The organism is Pseudomonas sp. 65/3-MNA-CIBAN-0223 (assembly GCF_040310425.1).
In the GTDB taxonomy this organism is placed as follows: domain Bacteria; phylum Pseudomonadota; class Gammaproteobacteria; order Pseudomonadales; family Pseudomonadaceae; genus Aquipseudomonas; species Aquipseudomonas gregormendelii.
The window spans coordinates 1-21992 of record NZ_JBEOPV010000018.1; the positions used below are offsets into that span (position 1 = coordinate 1).

Below are 21992 nucleotides of genomic sequence, written 5' to 3' on the forward strand. Positions count from 1 at the left end.
AGCGCACAGGTATCGGCGGCGTCTGTGACGTGGACGAACGCGGAGCCGGACACGCTGATGGAGCGGGTGCTTGCACCCGCCAACCTCAGACGTGCGTACCAACGCGTAGTCAGCAACAAAGGCGCGCCGGGTGCCGATGGCATGACGGTCGAGCATTTGTCAGGCTACGTGAAACAGTATTGGCCGACCCTCAAGGCTCGGTTGTTGGCAGGCGAGTACCACCCGCAAGGTGTACGTGCCGTCGAAATCCCCAAGCCCAAAGGCGGGACAAGGCAGCTGGGTATCCCCAGCGTCGTGGATCGCCTGATCCAACAGGCTCTGCTGCAACAGCTCACGCCGATCTTCGACCCTCTGTTCTCGGATTACAGCTACGGCTTCCGTCCGGGTAGAAGTGCTCACCAAGCCATCGAAACTGCCCGTGCCCACGTGGCGGCGGGTCATCGCTGCTGCGTGGAACTCGATCTTGAGAAGTTCTTTGATCGGGTCAACCACGACGTGCTGATGGCCTACATCGAGCGTCAAATCGAAGATAAACGTGTGCTCACGCTGATCCGTCGCTATCTCGAAGCGGGAACGATGTCAGGTGGACTCGTCAGCCGACGGCAGGAAGGGACGCCGCAAGGCGGCCCGCTCTCGCCGTTGCTGTCGAACATTCTGCTCAACGAACTCGACCACGAGCTAGAACGACGGGGCCATCGTTTCGTACGCTATGCCGACGATGCGAACATTTATGTGCGCAGTCGTCGCGCAGGTGAGCGGGTGATGGCCAGCGTTGAGCGATTCCTGAGGCAGCGCCTGAAACTGACGCTGAACCGGGAAAAGAGCCGAGTAGCCGGGTCGTGGATGTGTGATTACTTGGGCTATGGGATGAGCTGGCATCGACAGCCACGCTTACGAGTGGCAACGATGAGCTTGCGTCGCTTGCGCGACCGGCTCAGAGAGCTGCTGCGCGGAGCGCGGGGCCACAAGATGGCGAGTGTCATCGAGCGGATAAACCCAGTGCTGCGTGGCTGGGCAGGCTACTTCAAGCTAAGTCAAAGCAAACGGCCACTTGAGGAAATTGACGGCTGGGTGCGTCGCAAGCTTCGCTGCGTCGTCTGGCGTCAATGGAAGCAGCCCTCAACGAGGGCGCGTAACTTGATGCGCCTGGGGCTTAGCGAAGCGCGCGCCTGCATATCAGCGTTCAATGGTCGTGGCCCATGGTGGAGCTCAGGGGCATCTCATATGAATCAGGCATTGCCGAAGAAACTATGGGATCAACTTGGACTAGTCTCGGTACTGGATACGATAAACCGGCTTAACCGCATAGCTTGAACCGCCGTATACGGATCCGTACGTACGGTGGTGTGAGAGGACGGCGGATGTAAATCCGCCTCCTACTCGATCTGCAAGATCCTCATCAGCATCTTGAGACGATCAATCAATAAATTGAGCAAGGCGCACAAAATCGGCGTTCGGATTCACCTCAGACTATCTCCACATTCAAACATTTGGAGAAGTCTCATGTTCACATCTTTTACTGCCTGGCTCCGATTTATCAGCAAAGTCGACACCTTCGCAACGTCTCTCATGCGATTGGCTATCGCCATCGTTTTTCTATGGATCGGAGCGCTGAAATTCGTTCCATATGAAGCCGACAGCATCACACCTTTTGTTGCCAATAGCCCTGTCATGTCTTTCTTCTATGAACACCCCGAAGGATACAAAGCGCACCTCACTCACGAAGGTGAGTTGAACGCGGACAAGCGCGCCTGGCAAACCGAAAACAACACCTACGGTTTTTCGACCGGACTCGGGATCGTCGAAATCCTGATTGGCCTGCTCGTGCTGTCAAATTCAGTCTCGAGACGTACCGGCCTGTTGGGCGGGGCCCTGGCCTTCGGTACACCGCTGGTGACGCTTAGCTTTTTGATTACCACACCCGAAGCCTGGGTGGGTGCTCTCGGTGATGCGCAACACGGCTTCCCTTATCTGTCGGGCGCCGGGCGCCTGGTGCTTAAAGATTTACTGATGCTAGCCGGCTCCCTACCCGTGATGGCTGAATCCGCACGTCAATTGCTCCGCGAACGCTGCGCGTTATCACTTCAACCGACACTTGGAAAACCGTGATGAGAATCCTGATTGCTTTACTCCTGACTGTCGTTGCCGGCTCCGCGTTCGCTACCGAGGGCTCCGAGACTGCACGTACAGGCGTTCCACTGGACGTTGCTAGAACTCTCAGCATCACTGACACCTCCTTCGCTTGCGGTAAGTGAGCATCCGTTACACGACCGGATGCTCGTTCAACGATGAAGCGGCTTATCATAAAGCCGCGACTTGTTGTCATTTGGCGTTGGCTGCTTTTTCAATCAGGTTGGCAACGACTTTCGGGTTGGACACCATCACAACGTGCGACGCGCCTTTGACCGCGACGGTCTGTTTGGAGTGTGCCCGCTCAGCCATAAAGGCCTGTGCTTGTGCCGGGATGTTCTTATCAGCGTCGCCGTAGACAAACCAGGAAGGAATGGTTTTCCAGGCCGGTTCGGTCGATGCTTCATTCAGCGCCGCCACTGTTACGGGACGTTGAGTCGCAGCCATCAATTTGGCGTCCGCATTGGAAACGTCAGCAGCGAACTGGTCGTGGAATTTGTCTTGCTGGATATACAGATCCTTGCCGCCGTCAGCCAAGGCTACTGGAGGAGCGAGAGTAGGGCCCAGCGTGCCACCCGGGAAACGTCCGGATAACTCTGCGGTGGATTCACCCGCTTCAGGTGCAATGGCTGCGACGAACACCAGCGCTTTGACATTGGTGTTGCCGTAAGCGGCTTCGGAGATGACCGGACCACCATACGAATGACCTACCAGCACAATGGGCGTTTTGACGCTAGCGAGCACGTCGGCCACTGCTTGGGCGTCTCCTTTGAGGGAGCGCAGCGGGTTCGAGGCTGCGATCACGGGATAGCCATCTTTTTCCAGAATTTTGACGACGCCATTCCAACTGCTGGAATCAGCGAAAGCCCCGTGAACCAACACGACAGTCGGTTTGACCGGCGCAGCCATTGCTGCGGTGGCTGTCATCATCGCAGCTGCGAGGGCCAGACCTGAGAATAACTTGTTCATCTAGTGTTCCTGTGTGTGAAGAAGGTTGACGCAGTTCCACCAATTTGTGCCGGGTACAGAACTAGCCCTCCCTCTTGGGTGAGCACGTAGTCAGTCTGTGCAACGATTCAGAATCTTCTTTGCATCATGAAGACAAACAATCGTCATCAGGTTGATGCCTCTGTGGCCGGTTGCAAATCAATGCACTGCGTGGCCCATGGTCTGCCCTGAACAACACCGGGAGAACGACCAAAAAAGACAATCTTCTGTTCCGTTTTCTGAAATGGCCGCGACCGTACCCACGTCGACACTCATGCGTAAGCGATCTCATGCTGCGTATCGCCCTGGGTCTTTTGGGCGGAAATTGGATGCGTGTTCACAAGGCTCTATCAACATTGTTTCATCCTGCACAATTAAGCCATGACATCTCTGCCCATTCTCTAAGGCGCCTTTGTTGGTGAAACTGATCCCATAAGCGATCAACCGCTGGAGTTGTCGCAGCGTTCTCCATAACTGGGAGATTCCAATGTTTGGCACTACTCAATCCTGCCCTGGTGGCTCCTGTCCGGATACTTCAATCGTGCTTCATCGTGAGCACGAAGCGGGCTTTTTGCTTCCCCAATTCATGGGAGCCTTGGCAAGTGAGACCAGCGGATTAGGCATGGCTGATATGTGCCAATCGCAATCAGGCCAAGGTTTGTTTCCGAGGCTTTGCGCCTCACTGATGCATTCGCTCCGGTCCTTATTCCTCAAATGAAACTGGACAGCCAGGTGCTGTGCATTCCCTACAGAGAACTGAAATGAGCTACGACTTCGATCTATTTGTCATTGGTGCCGGCTCGGGTGGAGTGCGTGCTGCACGGTTTGCAGCAGGATTTGGTGCAAAAGTAGCGGTTGCCGAAAGTCGATACTTAGGCGGCACGTGTGTGAATGTCGGCTGCGTTCCAAAAAAGTTGTTGGTTTACGGTGCCCATTTTGCTGATGACTTCAAACAGGCCGAAAGGTTCGGCTGGACAGCGGGCAAGGCGAATTTCGACTGGCCATTGCTTATTGCGAACAAGAACCGTGAGATCGATCGTCTCAATGGCATCTACCGTGAGCTTTTGATTAACAGCGGCGTCACGTTGCTCGAAGGCCACGCGCGATTAGCCGATGCGAACCACGTCGATATAAACGGCCAGCGTTTCAGCGCTGAGCGGATTTTGATTGCGACTGGCGGGTGGCCGCAGATTCCGGAGATTCCGGGACATGAATATGCGATCACTTCGAATGAAGCGTTCTTCCTGAAAGAGCTGCCCAAGCGAATCCTGGGGGTCGGAGGAGGTTACATTGCCGTGGAATTCGCTGGCATTTTCAACGGGCTGGGAGCCGATACCCGGCTGCTATATCGAGGCGATCTGTTTTTGCGAGGATTCGATCAATCAGTGCGTATTCATTTGGCAGAGGAACTGACCAAGCGCGGTCTGCGGTTAGATTTCAACACTGACATTGTCCAAATTGATAAGCAGGCCAATGGAAGCTTGCTCGCGACGCTAAAGGATGGAACGCAACTGGAAACTGACAGCATCTTCTACGCCACTGGTCGCAGGCCAATGCTCGATAACCTGGGGCTGGAAAATACCCGCGTGGAATTTAACGAGGCTGGCTACATTGACGTGAATGAGCACTTCGAAACTCGCGAGCCGTCCATTTTGGCTCTGGGTGACGTTATTGGCGGTGTCCAATTGACACCCGTTGCGACAGCAGAGGGCATGGCGGTTGCCCGTCGATTGTTCAAACCTGAGCAGTATCGCCCGGTCGACTATCGCCATATTCCAACTGCGGTGTTCAGCCAGCCAAATATTGGTACGGTAGGCCTCACCGAGGAGCAAGCGATTGAGCAAGGCCACAAAGTGGTGGTGTTCGAGAGCCGGTTCCGACCCATGAAATTGACGCTCACCGAGTCGCCAGAACAGACGCTGATGAAGCTGGTAGTGGACGCAGAATCTGATCGAGTATTGGGGTGCCACATGGTCGGTCCGGACGCGGGGGATATCATTCAAGGCTTGGCGATTGCTCTTAAGGCGGGTGCCACCAAACGACTTTTTGATGACACGATTGGCGTTCATCCGACCTCCGCAGAAGAGTTCGTTACCCTCCGTACGGCGGTGAGCAGCAGGTGACGGGTGGCGATTCCCTTTTTGCCCTTAGCGCCATCCTCTCAGGAGATGGCGTATTTGCCGTCTGCCGTCGTATGACACTGATCGATTTAAAGGTTAAGCGATAGGAGTGAGCAGGAACATAAAGCGCACCCTGATCTGATCAGGATGCGCCTATTTCATTTTTGCTTGATCAGGAATTTTCGAGTGAGATTCGCGACATCTTCCAGCCGGGTGTCCATAACAAAATGTCCGCCGTCGAGGATCGCAATCTCAGCATTGGGCAAATCCCGGTGAAAAGCTTCAGCTCCTGCAACGGTAAAGGCCAAATCATGCTTGCCCCAGACAACCAATGTAGGCAGCTGATGTTCACGCAGCCATTTCTGCCACGCCGGGTATGCATCCAGGTTAGTGCGATAGTCGTAAATCAGCTCCATTTGAATCGCACCTTCACCGGGGCGGTTGAGGAATGCCACTTCGTCTTGCCATAAATCGGGGTTGTACGCTGTGACGTCTGGATCGCTGCCGACATGCCGCTGTCGTGTTACGTCCAGGGATAGATGAGCAGCCTGAAACTTGGCCTCATAGGCATTGCGATCAGCCCAGTAGGCTTTGCGGCTGTCCCACATCTTGCCCAAACCTTCTGCATAGACATTGCCATTTTGGAACACCATCGAGGTTATGGCTTCCGGTCTCGCCATCGCTAATCGCATACCGACGGGAGCGCCGTAGTCTTGCATAAACAGGCTGTATCGTTTGAGCCCGACTGCATCTGTAAAGTGCTCCATCACCTTCGCGAGGTGATCAAATGTGTAGACGAACTTGTCTGGTGGGGGCGCATCGCTGTTACCGAAGCCTGGGTAGTCCGGAGCAATGAGGTGGAAACGGTTGCCCAATTGCTTCATGAGGTCGTCGTACATACGAGACGAGCTGGGCACTCCATGAAGGAGTAACACGGAGGGGGCGCTGGGGTCGCCAATTTCTCGATAGGCAATATTTACGCCATCGACTGTCACTTGGCGATACTGCATTTTTGGCGTTTCCCCTTGGGCGTGTCCGAAGCCCAAAAGCAAAGTCAGAACTGGAAAGCAGAGGTATTTAAGTAAGGGCATCACCGGTACTCCAGTGGGTGCAGCGCTAATCTGCGGAGAAATCTGGTCAGCGCGCTGATGTTGTTTTGCGCTGTATCCAATACTCGATAAACCGCTGAGTCTGAGGAATGACTAAACGAGACAATGCGGTATTTCACCTGATGAAAGAATCATGAGGGCGGATGTTGCCGACACAGGGCTGGCCATCTTCGCGGTGGCGGTGATCACGAAAGTCCCATTGCATTTTGGGAGGCTCGGTTGAGAATAATAGGCTGATACCTGCTCGGCCAATTGCTGCGCAACGGTCAGATATACACTGCCTTACGAACCCAATCTTTCGGTGATCCAATGCTTCTAAGACATTTGCGGTATCTGTTGGCAGTAGCTGACCACGGTGGCTTTACCCGGGCCGCAGAAGTCCTTCATGTGTCTCAGCCGACACTGTCGCAGCAGATCCGGCAGCTGGAAGAAACGCTTGGCGTCAGCCTTTTTGACCGAACATCCCGGACTGTCAAACCCACAGATGCTGGACTAGCCTACATCGAATGCGCCCGGCGCGTACTGGTGGAGCTGGCGGCGGGTAAACGGGCGTTGCACGATGTGAAAGACCTGTCCCGTGGCACGTTAAGGCTCGCCATGGCCCCAACGTTCATGGCTTACGTTTTGGGTCCTTTAGTGCGTGATTACATCTCCCAATTCCCGAACATTCGCTTAGAGATCTTCGAGCTGTCGATGGGCGATATCGAAACGGGGTTGGTCGATGATTCGCTGGATATAGCTGTGGCATTTGACCAAGTGAGAAACGCCGATATCGAATCAATCCCGGCCTTTGTCGAGACACTTGGTCTGATGGTTGGGCGCGCTCACCCACTCTATGACTGCCAGGATGCACTCACGACGGACCAGTTAGCTCAACTGGATTTTGCTTTGCTGACCCCTGACTTCGCTACGCGCATTTGTATCGATGAGTACTTCGCCAAGACGAAAATCACGCCCAAGGTGACGATTCAGGTCAACTCCGTGAACACGTTGCTTGAAGTCATCCGAAACACCGCGGTTGCCACCATTCTTCCTGAACCCATTGCCACGCAGGATCGTGCTTTGCACAAGCTGGCCTTGCTGGACAAGGCGCCTCAACGTGGCGTGTCGGTTCTGAGGAGAAAAAATAACTACCACAGTGCAGCATCGGTCGCGTTCATGAATTTGATGCTTGGATCCGCGGCAGTGGACCGAGAATAGAGTGCTGACCATTACGCACAGTGAAATGCTGGATTGTAAATAATGGTAATTCCTCCGTTTGGTAGCGAAGAGCAAGATGACTCCATCGACACGATCACCGGGTCGAACCCAAAAACAACCGGAGTACGTCATGTCCCAACAACCCATCAAACTTTATCGTCACCCACTGTCTGGTCACGCGCATCGTGTCGAATTGATGCTCTCACTGCTCGGCCAGCCAACAGAGTTGATATTTGTGGATCTGATGAAGGGCGCGCACAAACTGCCGGAATTCCTGGCGCTCAACAGCTTTGGCCAAGTACCGGTGATCGATGATAACGGCACCGTTCTAGCTGACTCGAACGCCATTCTGGTCTATCTCGCAACTAAATACGGCAACGGTGAGTGGCTGCCCAGTGATCCCGTAGCGCAAGCAAAAGTACAACGCTGGTTGTCAGTTGCCGCCGGGCAGATCAACTCAGGCCCCGCTACCGCCCGACTGATCACTGTGTTCGGTGCCGGCTACAATGCGCAGGATGCGATCAGCAAGTCTCACACCCTGCTGACGGTGATGGAGCAAGAGCTGGGTAAAAGTAAATTCCTGGCTGGCGACAAACCGACCGTTGCAGATGTAGCAGCCTACACCTACGTCTCCCACGCCCCAGAAGGAAATGTTGCACTGACTGACTATCCTAACGTTCGTGCCTGGTTGAGCAGTATTGAGGCATTGCCAAATTTCGTAGGTATGCAGCGTACTGCCAAGGGCTTGCAGCAAGCTTGATCCTACTGTCGGAGCTACCCGGGGAAAAATTCCGGGTAGGCTTCGCTAACTCAACTACGATCTCTTCGAATTTTTGCCTGTTGCACCCGTCATCTGGATAGGGTTTGCACCAGTCGCTCCAGGCGACACTTTTTTGCATTTATGTCTGCTCGCTCTCGCGATCAGATCTTGCTGTCCCTACATCACGGCAGAGTCGCCTATGGATCGCTTTCAGGAAATGCAGATATTCATGACGGTGGCCGAAGAAGAAGGTTTTGCGGCCGCCGCCCGTCGTTTGAATATTTCCCCTCCCAGCGTTACCCGTGCCATTGCCGCTATGGAGGAACGCATCGGCACTCAGTTGCTCTCACGCACAACTCGAAGCTTGCACTTGACTGAGGCAGGGCAACGGTACCTGGATGATTGCCGGCGAATACTCGGTGAGGTCAATGAAGCCGAGGAAGCTGCTGCTGGCAGCTACTCGATTCCATGTGGGCACCTGACGGTGACAGCTCCCGTGCTTTTCGGAGAGTTGTACATTGCGCCTTTGCTGGCTGAGTACCTGGATCAATTTCCTTCTGTACATCTACACGCGTTACTGGTCGACCGCGTGACAAGCATGGTCGATGAAGGTATCGATGTGGCGATCCGTATTGGCCATTTGCACGAGAATAATCAGCACGCTATCAAAGTTGGCGAGGTGCGCCAGGTAATTTGTGGCGCCCCCAAGTATTTTGAGGAATTCGGCAGGCCCCGCCATCCTGGAGAATTAGGTTCCGCCAAAATCGTTATGTCTTCCGCGAGCCATTTGTTGAGCGATTGGCAATTTGAGAATGCAGGAAATGCACTGAGCTTTCGTTTCGATCCGCAGCTAGTCGTTACCGCAAATCAAGCTGCCATCAATATTGCTTGTCTGGGCTGGGGTGTGACACGCGTGTTGTCCTACCAGGTGGCTAGTCAGGTAGCCGCCGGTGAACTGGAAGTGGTACTCCAGGATTTTGAACCGCCCGCTTTGCCCATCCAGGTCGTTTACCTCAAGAGTAACCGCGTACCAGCGAAGATACGTACGTTCGTGGATTTCCTCACGGAACGCCTGGGATGTGATGCGGCGCTTCGACCTCCCAGGAAAAGTACGCTCTGATGGACCGTTTTCATGAAATGCTCATGTTTGTAGCGCTCTCAGAGCGGCCAAGCCTGGCGGCAGCTGCGCGCCGTCTGAACGTTTCTGGCCCGACAGTCGTTCGCGCGATTGCTCGGTTGGAGATGCGTCTCGGGGTGCCGTTATTGCAACGCAGCACTCGTGGAGTGTCGTTGACTGAGTCGGGTGTTGTATTTATGGCTGACTGCTCCCGCATCCTCAAAGAAATCGAAGACGCAGAAGCATCAGCTAAAGGCCTTCATGTTCAGGCTCAGGGTAATCTGACTGTATTGCTTCCACTCCTTTTCAGCCGCTATGTAATGACGCCTTTGCTTGCGAATTACATGGGGTTTTATCCCGAAGTCACAATATTCGCCCATTATCATGATCGTTTTCCGAACATGAACGAGGAGGGGCTTGACGTTGCCGTGCTGGTCGGAAATTTGCCCAGTTCCTCGTTGATAGCAAGGCCGGTTGGCTACGTTCGTACGATCGTATGCGCCAGCCCCACCTATCTCGAAGCCCATGGTGTGCCCGCCGAGCCGGAGGATCTCAAAAGTCACCGGCTGATTGGCATTCAAGCTTATCGGGAGAAGATCAACTGGGATTTTTCCAGACATGGTGTTCCATCCACCATCAAGGCCCGATCACGCGTCAGCTGCACCACCGTTCAAGCTGCCATCGATGCAGCGGCTTATGGCGCCGGGCTTACGCGCTGCCTCAGTTATCCTGCCTACGATTATTTAAATGGCGGTCGGCTACGCAGGGTGTTGCAATCTTTCGAACTGCCAGCGCTTCCAGTTCATGTCGTTTACCGGGAAGGGCGTAGAGCTTCAATGAGAGTGCGTAGTTTTGTCGACCACATTGTCGAAGGCCTGCGCGAACATCCGGCAATGTCGCCCGACGCTCATTGAGCGTTCGGCGATCCCGGACTGACGTCGCTGACTAGTTTCATTTGGCGTTCGCTGCCTTTTCGATCAGGCTGGGCCGCTAAGGCCAGACCTGCAAATATCTTTTTCATCTGTGTTCCTGTGCATGACGGGAGATGGATTGTGGAGCGACAGGAATAGTTAAACCGCTAGCTGTATCCCCTATGTGTCCCCGTATCCAGTGCTACGCATGGAAATGTATCTAGCGCCGCCTTTGCTACAAACCGACACAAAGCTCCCCCAGCATTTCAGCAGGCGAAACATTGGATTGTGTTTTGTGTTTGTTCTCACCAAAGCGATTAAGGCGGACCATGCGTTCAGGCACTTTATAAAACACCTGACTGCGGAGACACCTATGAAACGAGTACTCATGCTGTTAGCCAATGGTGTCGAACCCATGGAAATGGCGGCTTTCACCGACGTGCTCGGCTGGGCCGATTTGCTCGGTGATTGTCCTATTGAGTTAGTCAATGCAGGCCTTCGCAGAAAAATCATCACCACATTTAGTCTCACGCTTAATCCAGGTTTTCTGCTTCGTGATTTGGACGTGAGTAGCTTTGATGCGCTGGCTTTACCGGGTGGTTTCGAACCGGCAGGATTCTATGAAGAAGCTCTGAGTGAGCCTTTTCTTGAAACCATTCGCCACTTTGTTGATGCCGGCAAACCCGTCGCCAGCGTTTGTGTGTCGTCGGTGTGCTTGGGTGTTGCGGGCGTGTTGCGTGGCAAGAACGCGACGACCTATCACCAGGAAGGCGGAAAGCGCAAAAACCAGTTAGTGGAAACCGGTGCTTTATTCGTAGACCGACCAGTCGTTGTCCACGACAACATTATCACTTCCAGCGGTCCAGGCACGGCCACAGAAGTCGCCTTTTTGCTGTTGGAAAAACTGACCAGTTCTGAAAACGCGACTTACATCCGCCAAAAAATGCGCTTCGCTACACCTGATCGTGACTGGTATGACACGCCGCAAGTGGCCTAGCTCCCGCTCAATACTCTATATCAACTTCTCAAGGTATTTGTATGACTGATACGGCTCTCATCGTCGTTGATCTTCAGAACGACTATTTCCGGGAAAAAGCTCTACAAGTTGTCGTAAGGACCGTCGTTGGCACTGAAGTAAATGACGTAAGGGCGTGCGGTACGCCGTTGTGCCTCGCAGATACGTGTAGCGCTCCGGCCTGCAAGGTGTTGAATTGATGATATCGGTGGGTGCAGGTGAACACCTCGCCGGTGAAGCCATCGATAGACGCCGGGGAAGTGAGTGAATTGCACCTGTTTACGAATACGTAGAGGTGATCATGAATAATACTGATGAGCAAGGGGCTTCACCCTGGCATGCTGGTGAGCGGCGGTTGCAAGAAAGTGTCGGCGTGGCGCAGCAGATGGAGCACTTTGGGCGAAAGGTTGTTCGCGACTACATGCCGGATCAGCATCGCTCGTTCTACAGCCAGCTACCTTATCTAGTGGTAGGTGCGGTCGATGAACAAGGCATCCCTTGGGCGACGTTGATAGAAGGCCCTCCAGGGTTTGTTCACTCACCCGACCCACGCAGCTTGCAGCTCGACCGCCTCCCCGCAGACGGCGACCCAGTCAAACCTGCCTTGGGAATGGGCGCCGCAGTCGGGCTACTGGGCATCGATCTGAAGACCCGAAGGCGCAATCGTATGAACGGCAATATCAACACCGTCTCCTCTGACGGTGTTGCCGTTTCTGTCGTGCACGCTTTTGGCAACTGTCCTCAATACATCCAATTGCGAAGTGTCGAGCCGGTCAGCGTTGGGCGTTCCTCATCCAATGTTTTAGCGCAACGTCTACACGAACTGGACGAGGCGGCCAGAGAGATTATTCGCAAGGCAGACACGTTCTTCCTCGCCAGCTACGTCGACCTCGAAGGAGACTCATCCAGACGCTCGGTTGACGTTTCGCACCGCGGAGGTAATCCAGGTTTTGTCAGGGTCGAAGGCAACGTGCTGACGATTCCCGATTTCGCCGGCAATCTGCATTTCAATACATTGGGCAACCTGTTGCTCAACCCTAAAGCCGGTTTGGTTTTTGTCGACTTCTCGTCAGGTGATGTGCTCCAAGTGGCCGGGCGCACGGAGCTTATTCTTGAGGGGCCGCAGATCGCTGCATTCCAAGGGGCAGAAAGACTCTGGACCTTGACGGTGGAGCATGTCGTCCTAAGGCGCGCCGTGTTGGCGCTGCGCTGGGTATTCGAGAGTTTTTCGCCGAACAGTATGATGACCGGCAGCTGGGAAAAAGCTGAAGGTCGTTTACAGGCCGATGCCCTGCGCGACCAATGGCGGCATCTGCGCGTCACCCGAATCGTTGAAGAGAGCAGCACCATCAGCTCTTTTTATCTGGAACCCAACGATGGCGCGGGATTGCCGCGATTCGAGGCGGGCCAGCATTTACCGGTACGGTTTAGCCTGGTTGATGGGCAGCCGCCGGTTGTCAGGACTTACAGTGTGTCGAGTGCACCGTCTGACAACTTCTTCCGGATCAGCGTCAAGCGTGAGGGGTTGATTTCGTCGCATTTGCACGACCAGATTCGGGTGGGGGATCTGATCGAAGCCCGTGCCCCTCAGGGACGATTTACAGTGAAGGCGGATGAGCATCGGCCATTGGTTCTATTGGCCGCTGGGGTCGGGGTCACGCCGCTGCTGTCGATGCTGCGCGAAGTGATCTACGAAGGAGAGCGAATTCGTCGCACTCGGCCGACCTGGTTTATTCAGAGTGCCCGCAGTCTGGCGGAGCTGGCATTTCGGGATGAGCTGTTTGAACTAGCAACCCGTGCGAAGGATAAAATTCGTGCATTGCGACTTCTGAGTCAGCCTGAGCAGCACGCTCGCGAGGGCGAGGACTTCGAATTGGCTGGACGTGTGGACGTCGCGCTACTCAAGGCGCTTTTACCCCTGGATGATTACGACTTTTACTTGTGCGGCCCAGGCGCGTTTACCCAGGCGTTATACGATGGGCTACGTGAACTCCGCATTGGCGATGATCGCATTCACGCTGAAACTTTCGGGCCTTCGACCTTGGTTCGGCTACGCGATCAGTTGACCCCGGCGGTCGAACAAGTTCCGGCAGCCAGTACCCCGGTAAAAGTACTGTTCGCGACTTCTGCTAAAGAGGCGCGTTGGGAGCCAGGCAACGGCAGCTTGCTGGAGTTGGCTGAAAGTCGTGGTCTGAATCCGGACTTCAGTTGCCGCGGCGGGTCGTGTGGGACTTGTCGTACAAAGCTGATCAGTGGGGAGGTGCACTATTTGAACTTGCCCGCTGAAATGCCGGCTCAGGGAGAGGTCTTGATTTGCTGCGCAGTGCCAGCGCAAAGCAAGGAGGGCGACGCCCCCCTGGTTTTGGATCTGTAGCATGAATGCCTTCTCTATCGCTCATCCCGCGAGACGCGGGTTGAGCGCTTGAGCCAAACCGCCTTCACGGTCGAGTTGAGCGAGGTCATCAAATCCACCTACATGCCAGTCGCCGATGAAAATTTGCGGAACCGTGCGACGGCCGCTGCGATTTATCATTTCCACCTTTTGATCAAATGACTGCACGTCGATTTCGGTATAAGAAACACCTTTAGAGTTGAGCAGCTGCTTGGCACCACGGCAGTAAGGGCAGGTGCTGGTTGTGTACATAATGACTTCAGGCATGAAGAGTGCTCCTCGTTTAGACAACTTTAGGCTGCGGCTTTTTCTACCCGAGCGTGTACAGCGCAGGTATCCGGGTGCTGTGCCAACGATTTGAAGCTGCGATTATCAGAATCAAGAGCGTCAACCGATCCGGTTTCGATGTCGTAGACCCATCCATGCAAATTTAACGAGCCTTTTTCCTGAGCAATGCGCACGCTTGGGTGAGTCTGGATATTAGCCAGTTGGGCAATCACGTTTTCTCGAACCATCGAGCTTACTTTTGCCGCGTCATTGATGTGATGGCGAGACTCGTTGATGACCTTTGCAGATTCAGCATGTTGCAACCACCCGGCGACAGCAGGGAGATGGTCCATGCATTTGCACTTGGCAACAGCCGTCATTGCACCGCAATCCGAATGGCCGCAGATCACGATATCGGTCACTCCGAGCACCGCCACGGCATATTCGACCGTCGCGGACACACCGCCTGGATGGGGGCTGTACGACGGCACGATATTGCCCGCGTTTCGGATCACGAACAGTTCGCCAGGTTCTTGTTGCGTCAACAGTTCTGGTACTACGCGGCTATCGGAACACGTGATGAACAACGTGCCTGGATGCTGCGTGGTGGCCAGGTGTTTGAACAGGTCCGTCCGTTGCGGAAATGCTTCTTTCTGAAACTTTAAAAAACCTTCAATGAGCGCTTTCATGGGATTAGCCTTTTGCAAGTAGTTAAGTTGGGTAACATTCAATTAGTGCAGCCGCGACCTATCACGCTGTATTCAAGGACTCGAGTGTCACCGTGCGAATCCTTGTAAGTCATTTGCACTGGCACTGGACCGCAGACGTCTGCTGCTTCAGTGATGTTGATGACCTTGGCAATATCCAAGTACACGCCATAGACATACGGAGTGGCTTCTGGCGCAACCGAAGCTTCCTGTGCATAGGCCGACAACGAAGCTGTCAGGGACAGGGCGAGAAACAGAATTTTTTTCATGACGAATCCTCCATTTGAATTTGGTGAGTCGGTGAAGTGGGTCAATGTTTAGAGGCAGGCCCGCTAGGAGTGCGGGCCGAATTACAGTTCCAATCGCTTGCTTAGAAAGGACGCAGTGGCAGGAACTTGCCGTCGAGGGTGATCACTGCGCGGTGGCCGCCTTCAGGATCTTCAACTTTTTTCATATCGAGCTTGAAGTTAATCGCGCTGATGATGCCGTCGCCGAATTGTTCGTGGACCAAGGCCTTCAAAGTCGTGCCGTAGATTTGGATCATCTCGTAGAACCGGTAGATGGTAGGGTCCGTAGGGACGCCCGAAAGGCTGCCACGCAGTGGGATGATTTGCAGGCGCGCTACCGAATCGGCGTCCAGGTCCAGCTTTTTACCGATCACTTTCGCGGCAGTTTCTGGAAGAGGGTGCTGGCCGAGAAGGGCTGCGGTCACGTAGGCCAGACCGAGGCCGGTGCCTTCTGCCATGTCTTCGAACGACAGGTTTTTGCGGGCTTTGGCGTCTAGAATTTTAGCGGTCAGTTCAAGACTGGTGTCGTTGTAAGCGTGGGACTGTTGCATGGTGTTGCTCCTATCGGATGCTTGGGTAAGAGTTGCTGGATGAGTGTTGCTTGGTGTGAAGCCATGCTCTGCCGTTTGCTCGATAGCGTCCAAGACCGATAAACAATGCGTCGCATAAGCCCTGCCTATAGGTTTAAAACGGAGTGCTCATGAACGTTGGGAACTCGGAAGCAATACTGCTGATTCCGGGTATTCACATTGGTCGAAAAAAAATAATCGCATTGCTGCACGAGCGGGATGGCGAGACAAAAGAGCCCGCGTAAGGCGGGCTCAGCGGGCATCTGCATTTATTGGGGAGAGGCAGCTGGTCGTATAGCGCTGCTTTTCTATGCGTGTTCGTCAGTTAGCGCGAGTATTCCGCCCTCCTCAAAGACCCAGGTCGGAAAGGCTTGGATAATCGTCCGGACGACGGCCTAGCGGCCACCGAAACTTTCGTTCTGACTCTTTGATGGGCATGTCGTTGATGCACGCAAAACGGTTTGCCATTAAACCGTTCTCTGCGAATTCCCAGTTTTCGTTTCCGTACGAGCGGTACCAATTCCCGGAATCGTCGCGCCACTCATAGGCATACCGGACAGCAATACGATTGTCGGTGAACGCCCATAACTCCTTGATAAGTCGATACTCCAACTCCTTATTCCATTTTCGCGTAAGGAACGCCTGAGCCTCAGCCCGGTTGACTGCAAAATCGACGCGATTGCGCCACTGGGTATCGGTGGTATAGGCCAATGCGACTTTTTCAGCATCTCGGCTGTTCCATCCATCTTCAGCCAGACGAACTTTGAGGGTTGCAGACTCGCGGTCAAACGGTGGTAGCGGGGGACGGGTCTCAGATTCAGCCATGATCACTACTCCACATTGAGGTACATCGTAAATTTAGGTTCGCTAGAAGCTTAGTTAAGTAACGAACGACTAGGGCGCCTGCAGAGCTCTTCTAGAGCAAATAGATCAGCCGGTGTGAGAGGTGACCTTCGGGAATTGATAAACCTTCAGATGATGCTTGATTCGCTAGCGCCCTGTGTAAAGTGGGTTGGCGGCGATGTTAGAGTAGCGGTTTAGAGCAGTCCAAGAATCTAACGAACTAATGCTGATTTGGTTATATAAGATAGGACTAACGTGAGTTAGGCTTCGTGCAAAACATACAGCTGGATGGCTGTGCTACCCGTTTCATCTTTCACTTAGTGCAACAGTTAGGGTGTTTATGATCCAATTGATGAGAAAAATATCATGCTGCTTCCCTGGCTGAAAGTATTGCGGCACCGCCCAAACGACTTGGCGTCAAGAAGGAAGGACGTCAGGCTTGCTGTACGAACGCTAGCCGCACTGCAAATCCGATCAGGAGGGTGCCGAAGAGCCATTGCTGAACTCGTTGCGCGGTTACGCTACGCTCTAACCACCCCCCTGCCCAAGCGCTGGCAGTGGCATAGATGCTGTCGAAAATTAGACCAGTGATTACAAGTACACCACCCAGTATTGCAAATTGCTCCCATACCGACGATCGATTCGGATCGATGAATTGCGGCAGTAGCACTGAGCAAAAAAGTAGCGCTTTCGGATTGAGTAAATTGGTGAAAAGCCCCCGCCGGATAGCCGCGCTCAAGCTCGGTGTTACATTTCCAGTCTCTGTAGTGGCAGGTGAACTCTTGCCACTGGTTTTGAACATCTGAATCCCTATCCAAAGTAGATAGGCTGCTCCTGCATATTTGACGATATCAAAAGTCCAAGGCAGCACCTTAAACATTGTTGCCAATCCCATAGCGGTCAGAGCCACATGGCAGGCACGCGCCAACGCGAGCCCGAGCGCAGTCGCCAGCGCTGCGGTTCTACCTTGTTTCGCACCCGTTTGAAGTAGCAGGATCATGTCCGGACCGGGCATTAGAAAAATCATCGAGAGAGCGAGGAGGTACAGCGCTTTGTCTTCCATATTCGTGTGGCTCGGTAGGAGATGAGGGAGACAATTTTAGAGGGAAGGGGTAGGGCAGGTGGTTGCGTATTGAACTCCCAAATCTACGTTTTTTGGCAGAATCTGCGCTTTGATAATTAGAACAGGAGCCTGTATGCCAACTGATCATTTTACGCAAATCAGGCTTGGGCGGCTGCGCTTTTGCCTGGCTAATGCCAGGAAGGGACCGCCAGGGCGTGCCGCTACTTCCCTTTATCAGTTTCTATGGCGCTGAAGTGATCACTCAGCGTGCCTTGGAAATGTTCAATCAGGAAGTTTACGAAGACGCGTGTTTTAGCTGGCAGTTCTTTCCTGGCCGAGTAGTAGACGGAGATTGAGCCCAGATCGACATACCATTCTGGTAATAGCCGTATCAGCTCACCCCGTTGTAACCAGGGCCATGCTCGCTCCAGAGGCACCAATGCCACGCCCAGCCCCATCAGGGCGCACATGCACAGGGCTTGCGGATCATTCATGATGGCTGTTGGTTTCAGGCTCAGATCAAAGGTTTCGCCAGCCGAACTGCGCAACGTCCAGGTGCGTAATCGGTTGGTGTCGGTCGATCGCACGACAATGCCATCCTGGCCCTGCAAGTCCGCCGGCACAATGGGCAATGGCTTGCCTTGGAGCCACTCCGGAGCCGCTACAGCAACGAGGTGTAGCTTGGCCAGTTCACGCGCCACCACGCCCGGGCTTAATTCCAGGCCGCCGCCAATCGCAACGTCAAAACCTTCACCTATCAAATCAACGCGTCGGATTTCGAGGTGCCAATCGGGCACGACGGAAGGATACCGTTGCTTGAACGTTTTCAGCAGAGGCAGCACGTAGTCATAGGCAAAGGACGGAGACATGTTGACCCGCAGCCGACCGGCGGGCACATCGCGTGAGTCGCCGAGTTGAGCCATTGCGCCTTGAATCGTTTCGACACTACCCGCCACCTGTGCATATAGCGCCTCACCGGCTTCGGTAAGGGACAGACTTCGCGTACTGCGTTGAAACAGTCGGGTGCCTAAGTTTGTTTCGAGGCGGGCAATGTTTTTGCTCACTGCCGCGGCGGAAATGCCCATCCGCCGAGCCGCTTCGGAAAAACTGCGAGCTTCGGCGGCTCTGACAAATGATTCCAGATTGCCCAAACTGTCCACGCTCATCTCCAACTTTTGGTTGAAGCTGATTCTACTGATTGATGACTAATTGGGTGGTGAATTTGAGCCCATAGTGGTGGCCGACTGAATTTCACACTCAAAACAGGTGGAGCGTAATGGGGAAAATATTAATCACCGGCGCGACCGGTAAACTGGGTAGCGCAGTAGTGCGCTCACTGATCCGGAAGGTGCCTGCGACAGATGTCGTCGCCTTGGTTCGAGAGGGGAGCAAAACGCAGTGGTTGTCGGACCTGGGCGTCGAAATGCGGCTGGGCGATTACACTGATGTCGAATCCCTGGTCAATGCCTTCGCCGGGGTGGAAAAAATCTACCTGGTTTCAGCCGTTGCTTTCAGCGATCGGGTGGGGCAACACAGGAACGTTATTCATGCGGCACGTATGGCGGGTGTTCGACATGTGTTTTACACCAGCATTCAGCGCGTTAGCGATGACTATTGTCCTATTGAAGGTGTCACTGCAAGCGACCTCGAAACAGAGGCGATGCTTAAATCATCCGGGCTGGATTACACCATCGTCCGGCATCCGCTGTATGCCGACGTGCTTGCGATGTACATCGGCAAAGATGCTCCGCAGAAGGGCTTCAGCGCACCCGCCGGTCAGGGGCGGGTGGCCCTGACGAACATTGATGAGCTAGCTGAAGGCGGGGCAACCCTGCTCAGTCAGCCGGGTCACGAGCATCGAGCTTATCTGCTCAATAGCGGACAAACCTGGTCGTTCGCAGACATCGCCGCCGCGCTTTCGCGCATAACCGGTAAAGCCGTTCATTATCAGCCGATCGCGACCGCAACCTTCATCGCCGCCCGCGAAGCCGAAGGTTGGCCACCTCATGTCGCGACCTTCATTGGCGATTGGTATCGCGCTATCGAGAAAGGCGCATTTGATCAAACCAGTCGTACCCTTGAAGAACTGCTAGGTCGAAAGCCCAAAGATCTTGAGGACATCGTTAGAGATGCCTTCAAGCTCTGACGGTTCAGTGGGCTGCCCTACATCCCCATTAAGTCGAGCGCTGCGCTTATCGGCGACCGTAGCGTCTTGGCTGAGCCAATGAGTGAGCATCGAAGAGAAGGGCCTTGCGGGGCCTTTTTTGACGGTGAACCGGGTTTTGCTGGATAAAAAGCATAGGCCCAATGACCTTCGCTAAAAAACTCCTGGCACTGTCATGCGAAGACAGGCAGATGCCGACGCTCTCCCGGCGTGAGCCTATAAGCTCAGACTTTCTTTTTAGTGATCGAATTCTCCGACACAATCTCACGTACGACGTTGACGAAAGCCCGAAGTCCCGCTGGCATATGGCGATTCGCAGGATAGTAAAGGCGCAGCCCCGGGTACGAAGGTGTCCAGTCCTCCAGCACTCGCATGAGCTTTCCGGACGCAATATGAGCAGAAGCAGCGAAATCATTAGTCCAGGCTATGCCGGCGCCTTGCAAAGCAGCCTCTAACATCAAGTGGTGGCTGTCGAGCGTCAACGACCCGCTGACATCTATTGATTGCTCTTCACCGCGCTTCTCGAATTCCCATCTGTAGATCGAACCACTGGGGAAGCGCACGCGTATGCAGTTGTGTGCGAGCAGGTCTATCGGAACCTTTGGTTTTTTGCATTTCGCGAAATACTGGGGGGAAGCGACCACCGCAAAACGGAGCGGGGGAGTGATCGCAATGGCGATCATGTCCTGCGGAACGCTTTCCGCCAACCGTATGCCGGCGTCGAATCCACCAGCAACGATGTCAACCAGACTTCTATCGGTAACGATGTCTACCCGCATGTCGGGATAACGCCTTAGGTACTCCAGTACCACTGGCGTCAGCACCATTTGCGCAGCACCTTCGGAGGTGTTCAGGCGTAGGGTTCCCGCCGGCGTATCGCGGAATTCGCTTACCGCCTCCATGGCCGCGGATATATCACGCAGAGCGGGCTGCACACGAACCAGAAATTGCTCCCCGGCTTCAGACAGAGAAACGCTTCGCGTGGTTCTGTGGAACAACCTCACGCCAAGGCGTTTCTCCAGTGCAGCGATCGCATGACTGAGTGCTGATGGCGACATTCCCAATTCCACGGCCGCACGACGAAAACTGCGATGAGTAGAAACGGCGACTACGGCGTTCAGCTCGAGTAGCCCGGATTTCTGCATTGTGCTAATTCCTGCATCAGTTCATCCGATATTAGCCTGATTGTTTGCGACAGTGCTGAGGCTTATCTTGGTCCACAGCAACTTTACGCGGGTCGGGCTTCATAGCGTGGCCTGTGGCATCCCGGTCATCCGGTGATCCCGCAAGTCAGTTCGACTCAGCGGTTATTAAACATGCGAGGAATAATTCATGACGCGTATCACTACACCTTTCGGGTTTCATTCAACCGCACAAGAGGTCATTGAAGGGGTCGACCTCACTGGTAAACGTGCAATCGTAACGGGCGGGGCCTCCGGTATCGGTATTGAGACAGCGCGCGCATTGGTCAATGCCGGCGCAAACGTGACGCTTGCAGTACGGCGTCCGGAGGCGGCGGAATCGATAGCCGCCGAACTGCGCTCTGGGGGCAGGGGTACCGTTGATATCCGCTCAATCAATCTGGCGGATCTGTCCTCTGTGAAATCGTTTGCTGAGTCGTGGTCAGAGCCACTTGATATCCTGGTCAATAACGCAGGGATCATGGCCGTTCCTCAGCGGGAGCTTACATCGCAGGGTTGGGAGATGCAGTTTGCAACCAACTTTCTCGGCCATTTTGCGCTCGTGCTTGGGTTGCAGGACGCCCTGATCAAAGCCGAAGGCGCCCGAATTGTTTCGTTGAGCTCAAACGCTAATCTTCTAGGGCCAGTAGTTTTCGACGACATCAATTTTGACTTCCGCACATACGATGCGTTCGCATCATATGCCCAGGCAAAGTCAGCATGCGCGCTCATCGCCGTAGAGATCACCCGTCGCTGGGCGAAGCTAGGCATTTTCGCTAACGCTTTGAACCCTGGGGCAATCGCGACCAACCTTCAGAAACATACCGGTGGGCTTAAGACCCCAATTGAACGTCAGAAGAACGTGCAACAAGGTGCTGCGACATCGGTACTGCTTGCGGCGTCTCCGTTGTTGGAAGGCATTGGTGGTCGTTATTTCGAGGACTGTAATGAGGCGCTGGTAGTCACCAAACGGCCTGCCGATTACAGGGGCGTTGCAGCTTATGCCGTTGACCCTGATAACGCGCAGCGGTTGTGGGAAGTTGCCACGCGGATGACCGTCTGATTGTTCTATAGGTGAGACGATTAATCGCATTGTTGCTGACTAATCGGCTATTGGTTTCACCTGTAGGATTCACTCCATCAGATCGCCGGCTGGCGATCCTCACCTTG

21 protein-coding genes are annotated in these 21992 nt (G+C 54.2%); 11 read left to right on the forward strand and 10 right to left on the reverse strand.

Annotated features, from left to right (window positions below; all coding sequences use genetic code 11):
* A partial coding sequence (ltrA, locus tag AAEZ09_RS20555) for a group II intron reverse transcriptase/maturase (RefSeq protein ID WP_350600590.1) occupies positions 1-1314 on the forward strand: 1314 nt, incomplete at its 5' end.
* A 189-nt stretch (positions 1315-1503) separates the two neighbouring features.
* Positions 1504-2109, forward strand: coding sequence for a reactive chlorine resistance membrane protein RclC (gene rclC, locus AAEZ09_RS20560; RefSeq protein ID WP_350600592.1), 606 nt, complete (start codon positions 1504-1506; stop codon positions 2107-2109).
* Between the two features lie 213 nt (positions 2110-2322).
* Here rclC and AAEZ09_RS20565 read toward each other — a convergent pair whose 3' ends face one another.
* The gene (locus AAEZ09_RS20565; RefSeq protein ID WP_350600593.1) at positions 2323-3099 is read right to left on the reverse strand and encodes an alpha/beta fold hydrolase; all 777 of its coding nucleotides are present in this window, start codon (positions 3097-3099) and stop codon (positions 2323-2325) included.
* Positions 3100-3878: 779 nt separating this feature from the next.
* Between AAEZ09_RS20565 and gorA the strand changes: the two genes are divergently transcribed.
* Positions 3879-5240, forward strand: a complete 1362-nt coding sequence (gene gorA, locus AAEZ09_RS20570) for a glutathione-disulfide reductase (RefSeq protein ID WP_350600594.1) — start codon at positions 3879-3881, stop codon at positions 5238-5240.
* Between the two features lie 155 nt (positions 5241-5395).
* Here the strand turns inward: gorA and AAEZ09_RS20575 are convergent, their stop codons facing one another.
* Positions 5396-6328, reverse strand: coding sequence for an alpha/beta fold hydrolase (locus AAEZ09_RS20575; protein ID WP_350600596.1), 933 nt, complete (start codon positions 6326-6328; stop codon positions 5396-5398).
* Positions 6329-6655: 327 nt separating this feature from the next.
* Between AAEZ09_RS20575 and cynR the strand changes: the two genes are divergently transcribed.
* The 6 genes from cynR (at position 6656) to AAEZ09_RS20605 (ending at position 13723) form a co-directional block, all read left to right on the forward strand.
* Positions 6656-7546: a transcriptional regulator CynR gene (cynR, locus tag AAEZ09_RS20580; protein ID WP_350600597.1), complete on the forward strand. Its 891-nt coding sequence runs from the start codon at positions 6656-6658 to the stop codon at positions 7544-7546.
* 130 nt (positions 7547-7676) lie between these two features.
* On the forward strand, positions 7677-8306 hold the full coding sequence (locus tag AAEZ09_RS20585) for a glutathione S-transferase family protein (RefSeq protein WP_045061144.1): 630 nt from the start codon (positions 7677-7679) through the stop codon (positions 8304-8306).
* A 199-nt stretch (positions 8307-8505) separates the two neighbouring features.
* On the forward strand, positions 8506-9426 hold the full coding sequence (locus tag AAEZ09_RS20590; protein ID WP_350600599.1) for a LysR family transcriptional regulator: 921 nt from the start codon (positions 8506-8508) through the stop codon (positions 9424-9426).
* The gene (locus tag AAEZ09_RS20595; protein WP_350600600.1) at positions 9426-10337 is read left to right on the forward strand and encodes a LysR family transcriptional regulator; all 912 of its coding nucleotides are present in this window, start codon (positions 9426-9428) and stop codon (positions 10335-10337) included. Before AAEZ09_RS20590 ends, AAEZ09_RS20595 begins: the two co-directional genes overlap by 1 nt.
* Before the next feature lie 370 nt (positions 10338-10707).
* Complete coding sequence (locus tag AAEZ09_RS20600; protein WP_350600602.1) at positions 10708-11331, forward strand: DJ-1/PfpI family protein; 624 nt, start codon at positions 10708-10710, stop codon at positions 11329-11331.
* Positions 11332-11650: 319 nt separating this feature from the next.
* The gene (locus tag AAEZ09_RS20605; RefSeq protein WP_350600603.1) at positions 11651-13723 is read left to right on the forward strand and encodes a 2Fe-2S iron-sulfur cluster-binding protein; all 2073 of its coding nucleotides are present in this window, start codon (positions 11651-11653) and stop codon (positions 13721-13723) included.
* A gap of 21 nt (positions 13724-13744) precedes the next feature.
* Here the strand turns inward: AAEZ09_RS20605 and grxC are convergent, their stop codons facing one another.
* From grxC to AAEZ09_RS20640, 7 genes are all read right to left on the reverse strand, one after another.
* Positions 13745-14008 carry a glutaredoxin 3 gene (gene grxC / locus AAEZ09_RS20610; protein ID WP_350600605.1) on the reverse strand — a complete coding sequence of 88 codons (264 nt, stop codon included), beginning with the start codon at positions 14006-14008 and terminating at the stop codon, positions 13745-13747.
* Between the two features lie 26 nt (positions 14009-14034).
* Entirely contained in the window at positions 14035-14697 is a 663-nt protein-coding gene (locus AAEZ09_RS20615; RefSeq protein WP_350600606.1) for a carbonic anhydrase, read from the reverse strand.
* 38 nt (positions 14698-14735) lie between these two features.
* Positions 14736-14984, reverse strand: a complete 249-nt coding sequence (locus AAEZ09_RS20620; protein ID WP_350600607.1) for a DUF2790 domain-containing protein — start codon at positions 14982-14984, stop codon at positions 14736-14738.
* 101 nt (positions 14985-15085) lie between these two features.
* On the reverse strand, positions 15086-15553 hold the full coding sequence (cynS, locus tag AAEZ09_RS20625; protein ID WP_045061152.1) for a cyanase: 468 nt from the start codon (positions 15551-15553) through the stop codon (positions 15086-15088).
* Positions 15554-15919: 366 nt separating this feature from the next.
* Positions 15920-16396, reverse strand: a complete 477-nt coding sequence (locus tag AAEZ09_RS20630; RefSeq protein ID WP_045061153.1) for a nuclear transport factor 2 family protein — start codon at positions 16394-16396, stop codon at positions 15920-15922.
* 451 nt (positions 16397-16847) lie between these two features.
* Positions 16848-17477 carry a LysE family translocator gene (locus AAEZ09_RS20635; protein WP_350600609.1) on the reverse strand — a complete coding sequence of 210 codons (630 nt, stop codon included), beginning with the start codon at positions 17475-17477 and terminating at the stop codon, positions 16848-16850.
* Between the two features lie 221 nt (positions 17478-17698).
* A complete protein-coding gene (locus AAEZ09_RS20640) occupies positions 17699-18637 on the reverse strand; it encodes a LysR family transcriptional regulator (RefSeq protein WP_350600610.1) in 939 nt (312 codons plus the stop codon).
* 116 nt (positions 18638-18753) lie between these two features.
* Here AAEZ09_RS20640 and AAEZ09_RS20645 point away from each other — a divergent pair, with 116 nt between their 5' ends.
* The gene (locus AAEZ09_RS20645; protein WP_350600611.1) at positions 18754-19623 is read left to right on the forward strand and encodes an SDR family oxidoreductase; all 870 of its coding nucleotides are present in this window, start codon (positions 18754-18756) and stop codon (positions 19621-19623) included.
* Between the two features lie 242 nt (positions 19624-19865).
* Here AAEZ09_RS20645 and AAEZ09_RS20650 read toward each other — a convergent pair whose 3' ends face one another.
* Complete coding sequence (locus AAEZ09_RS20650) at positions 19866-20786, reverse strand: LysR family transcriptional regulator (protein ID WP_350600612.1); 921 nt, start codon at positions 20784-20786, stop codon at positions 19866-19868.
* A 187-nt stretch (positions 20787-20973) separates the two neighbouring features.
* Here AAEZ09_RS20650 and AAEZ09_RS20655 point away from each other — a divergent pair, with 187 nt between their 5' ends.
* Positions 20974-21885, forward strand: coding sequence for an SDR family NAD(P)-dependent oxidoreductase (locus AAEZ09_RS20655; protein ID WP_350600613.1), 912 nt, complete (start codon positions 20974-20976; stop codon positions 21883-21885).
* The last annotated feature ends 107 nt before the right edge of the window (positions 21886-21992 follow it).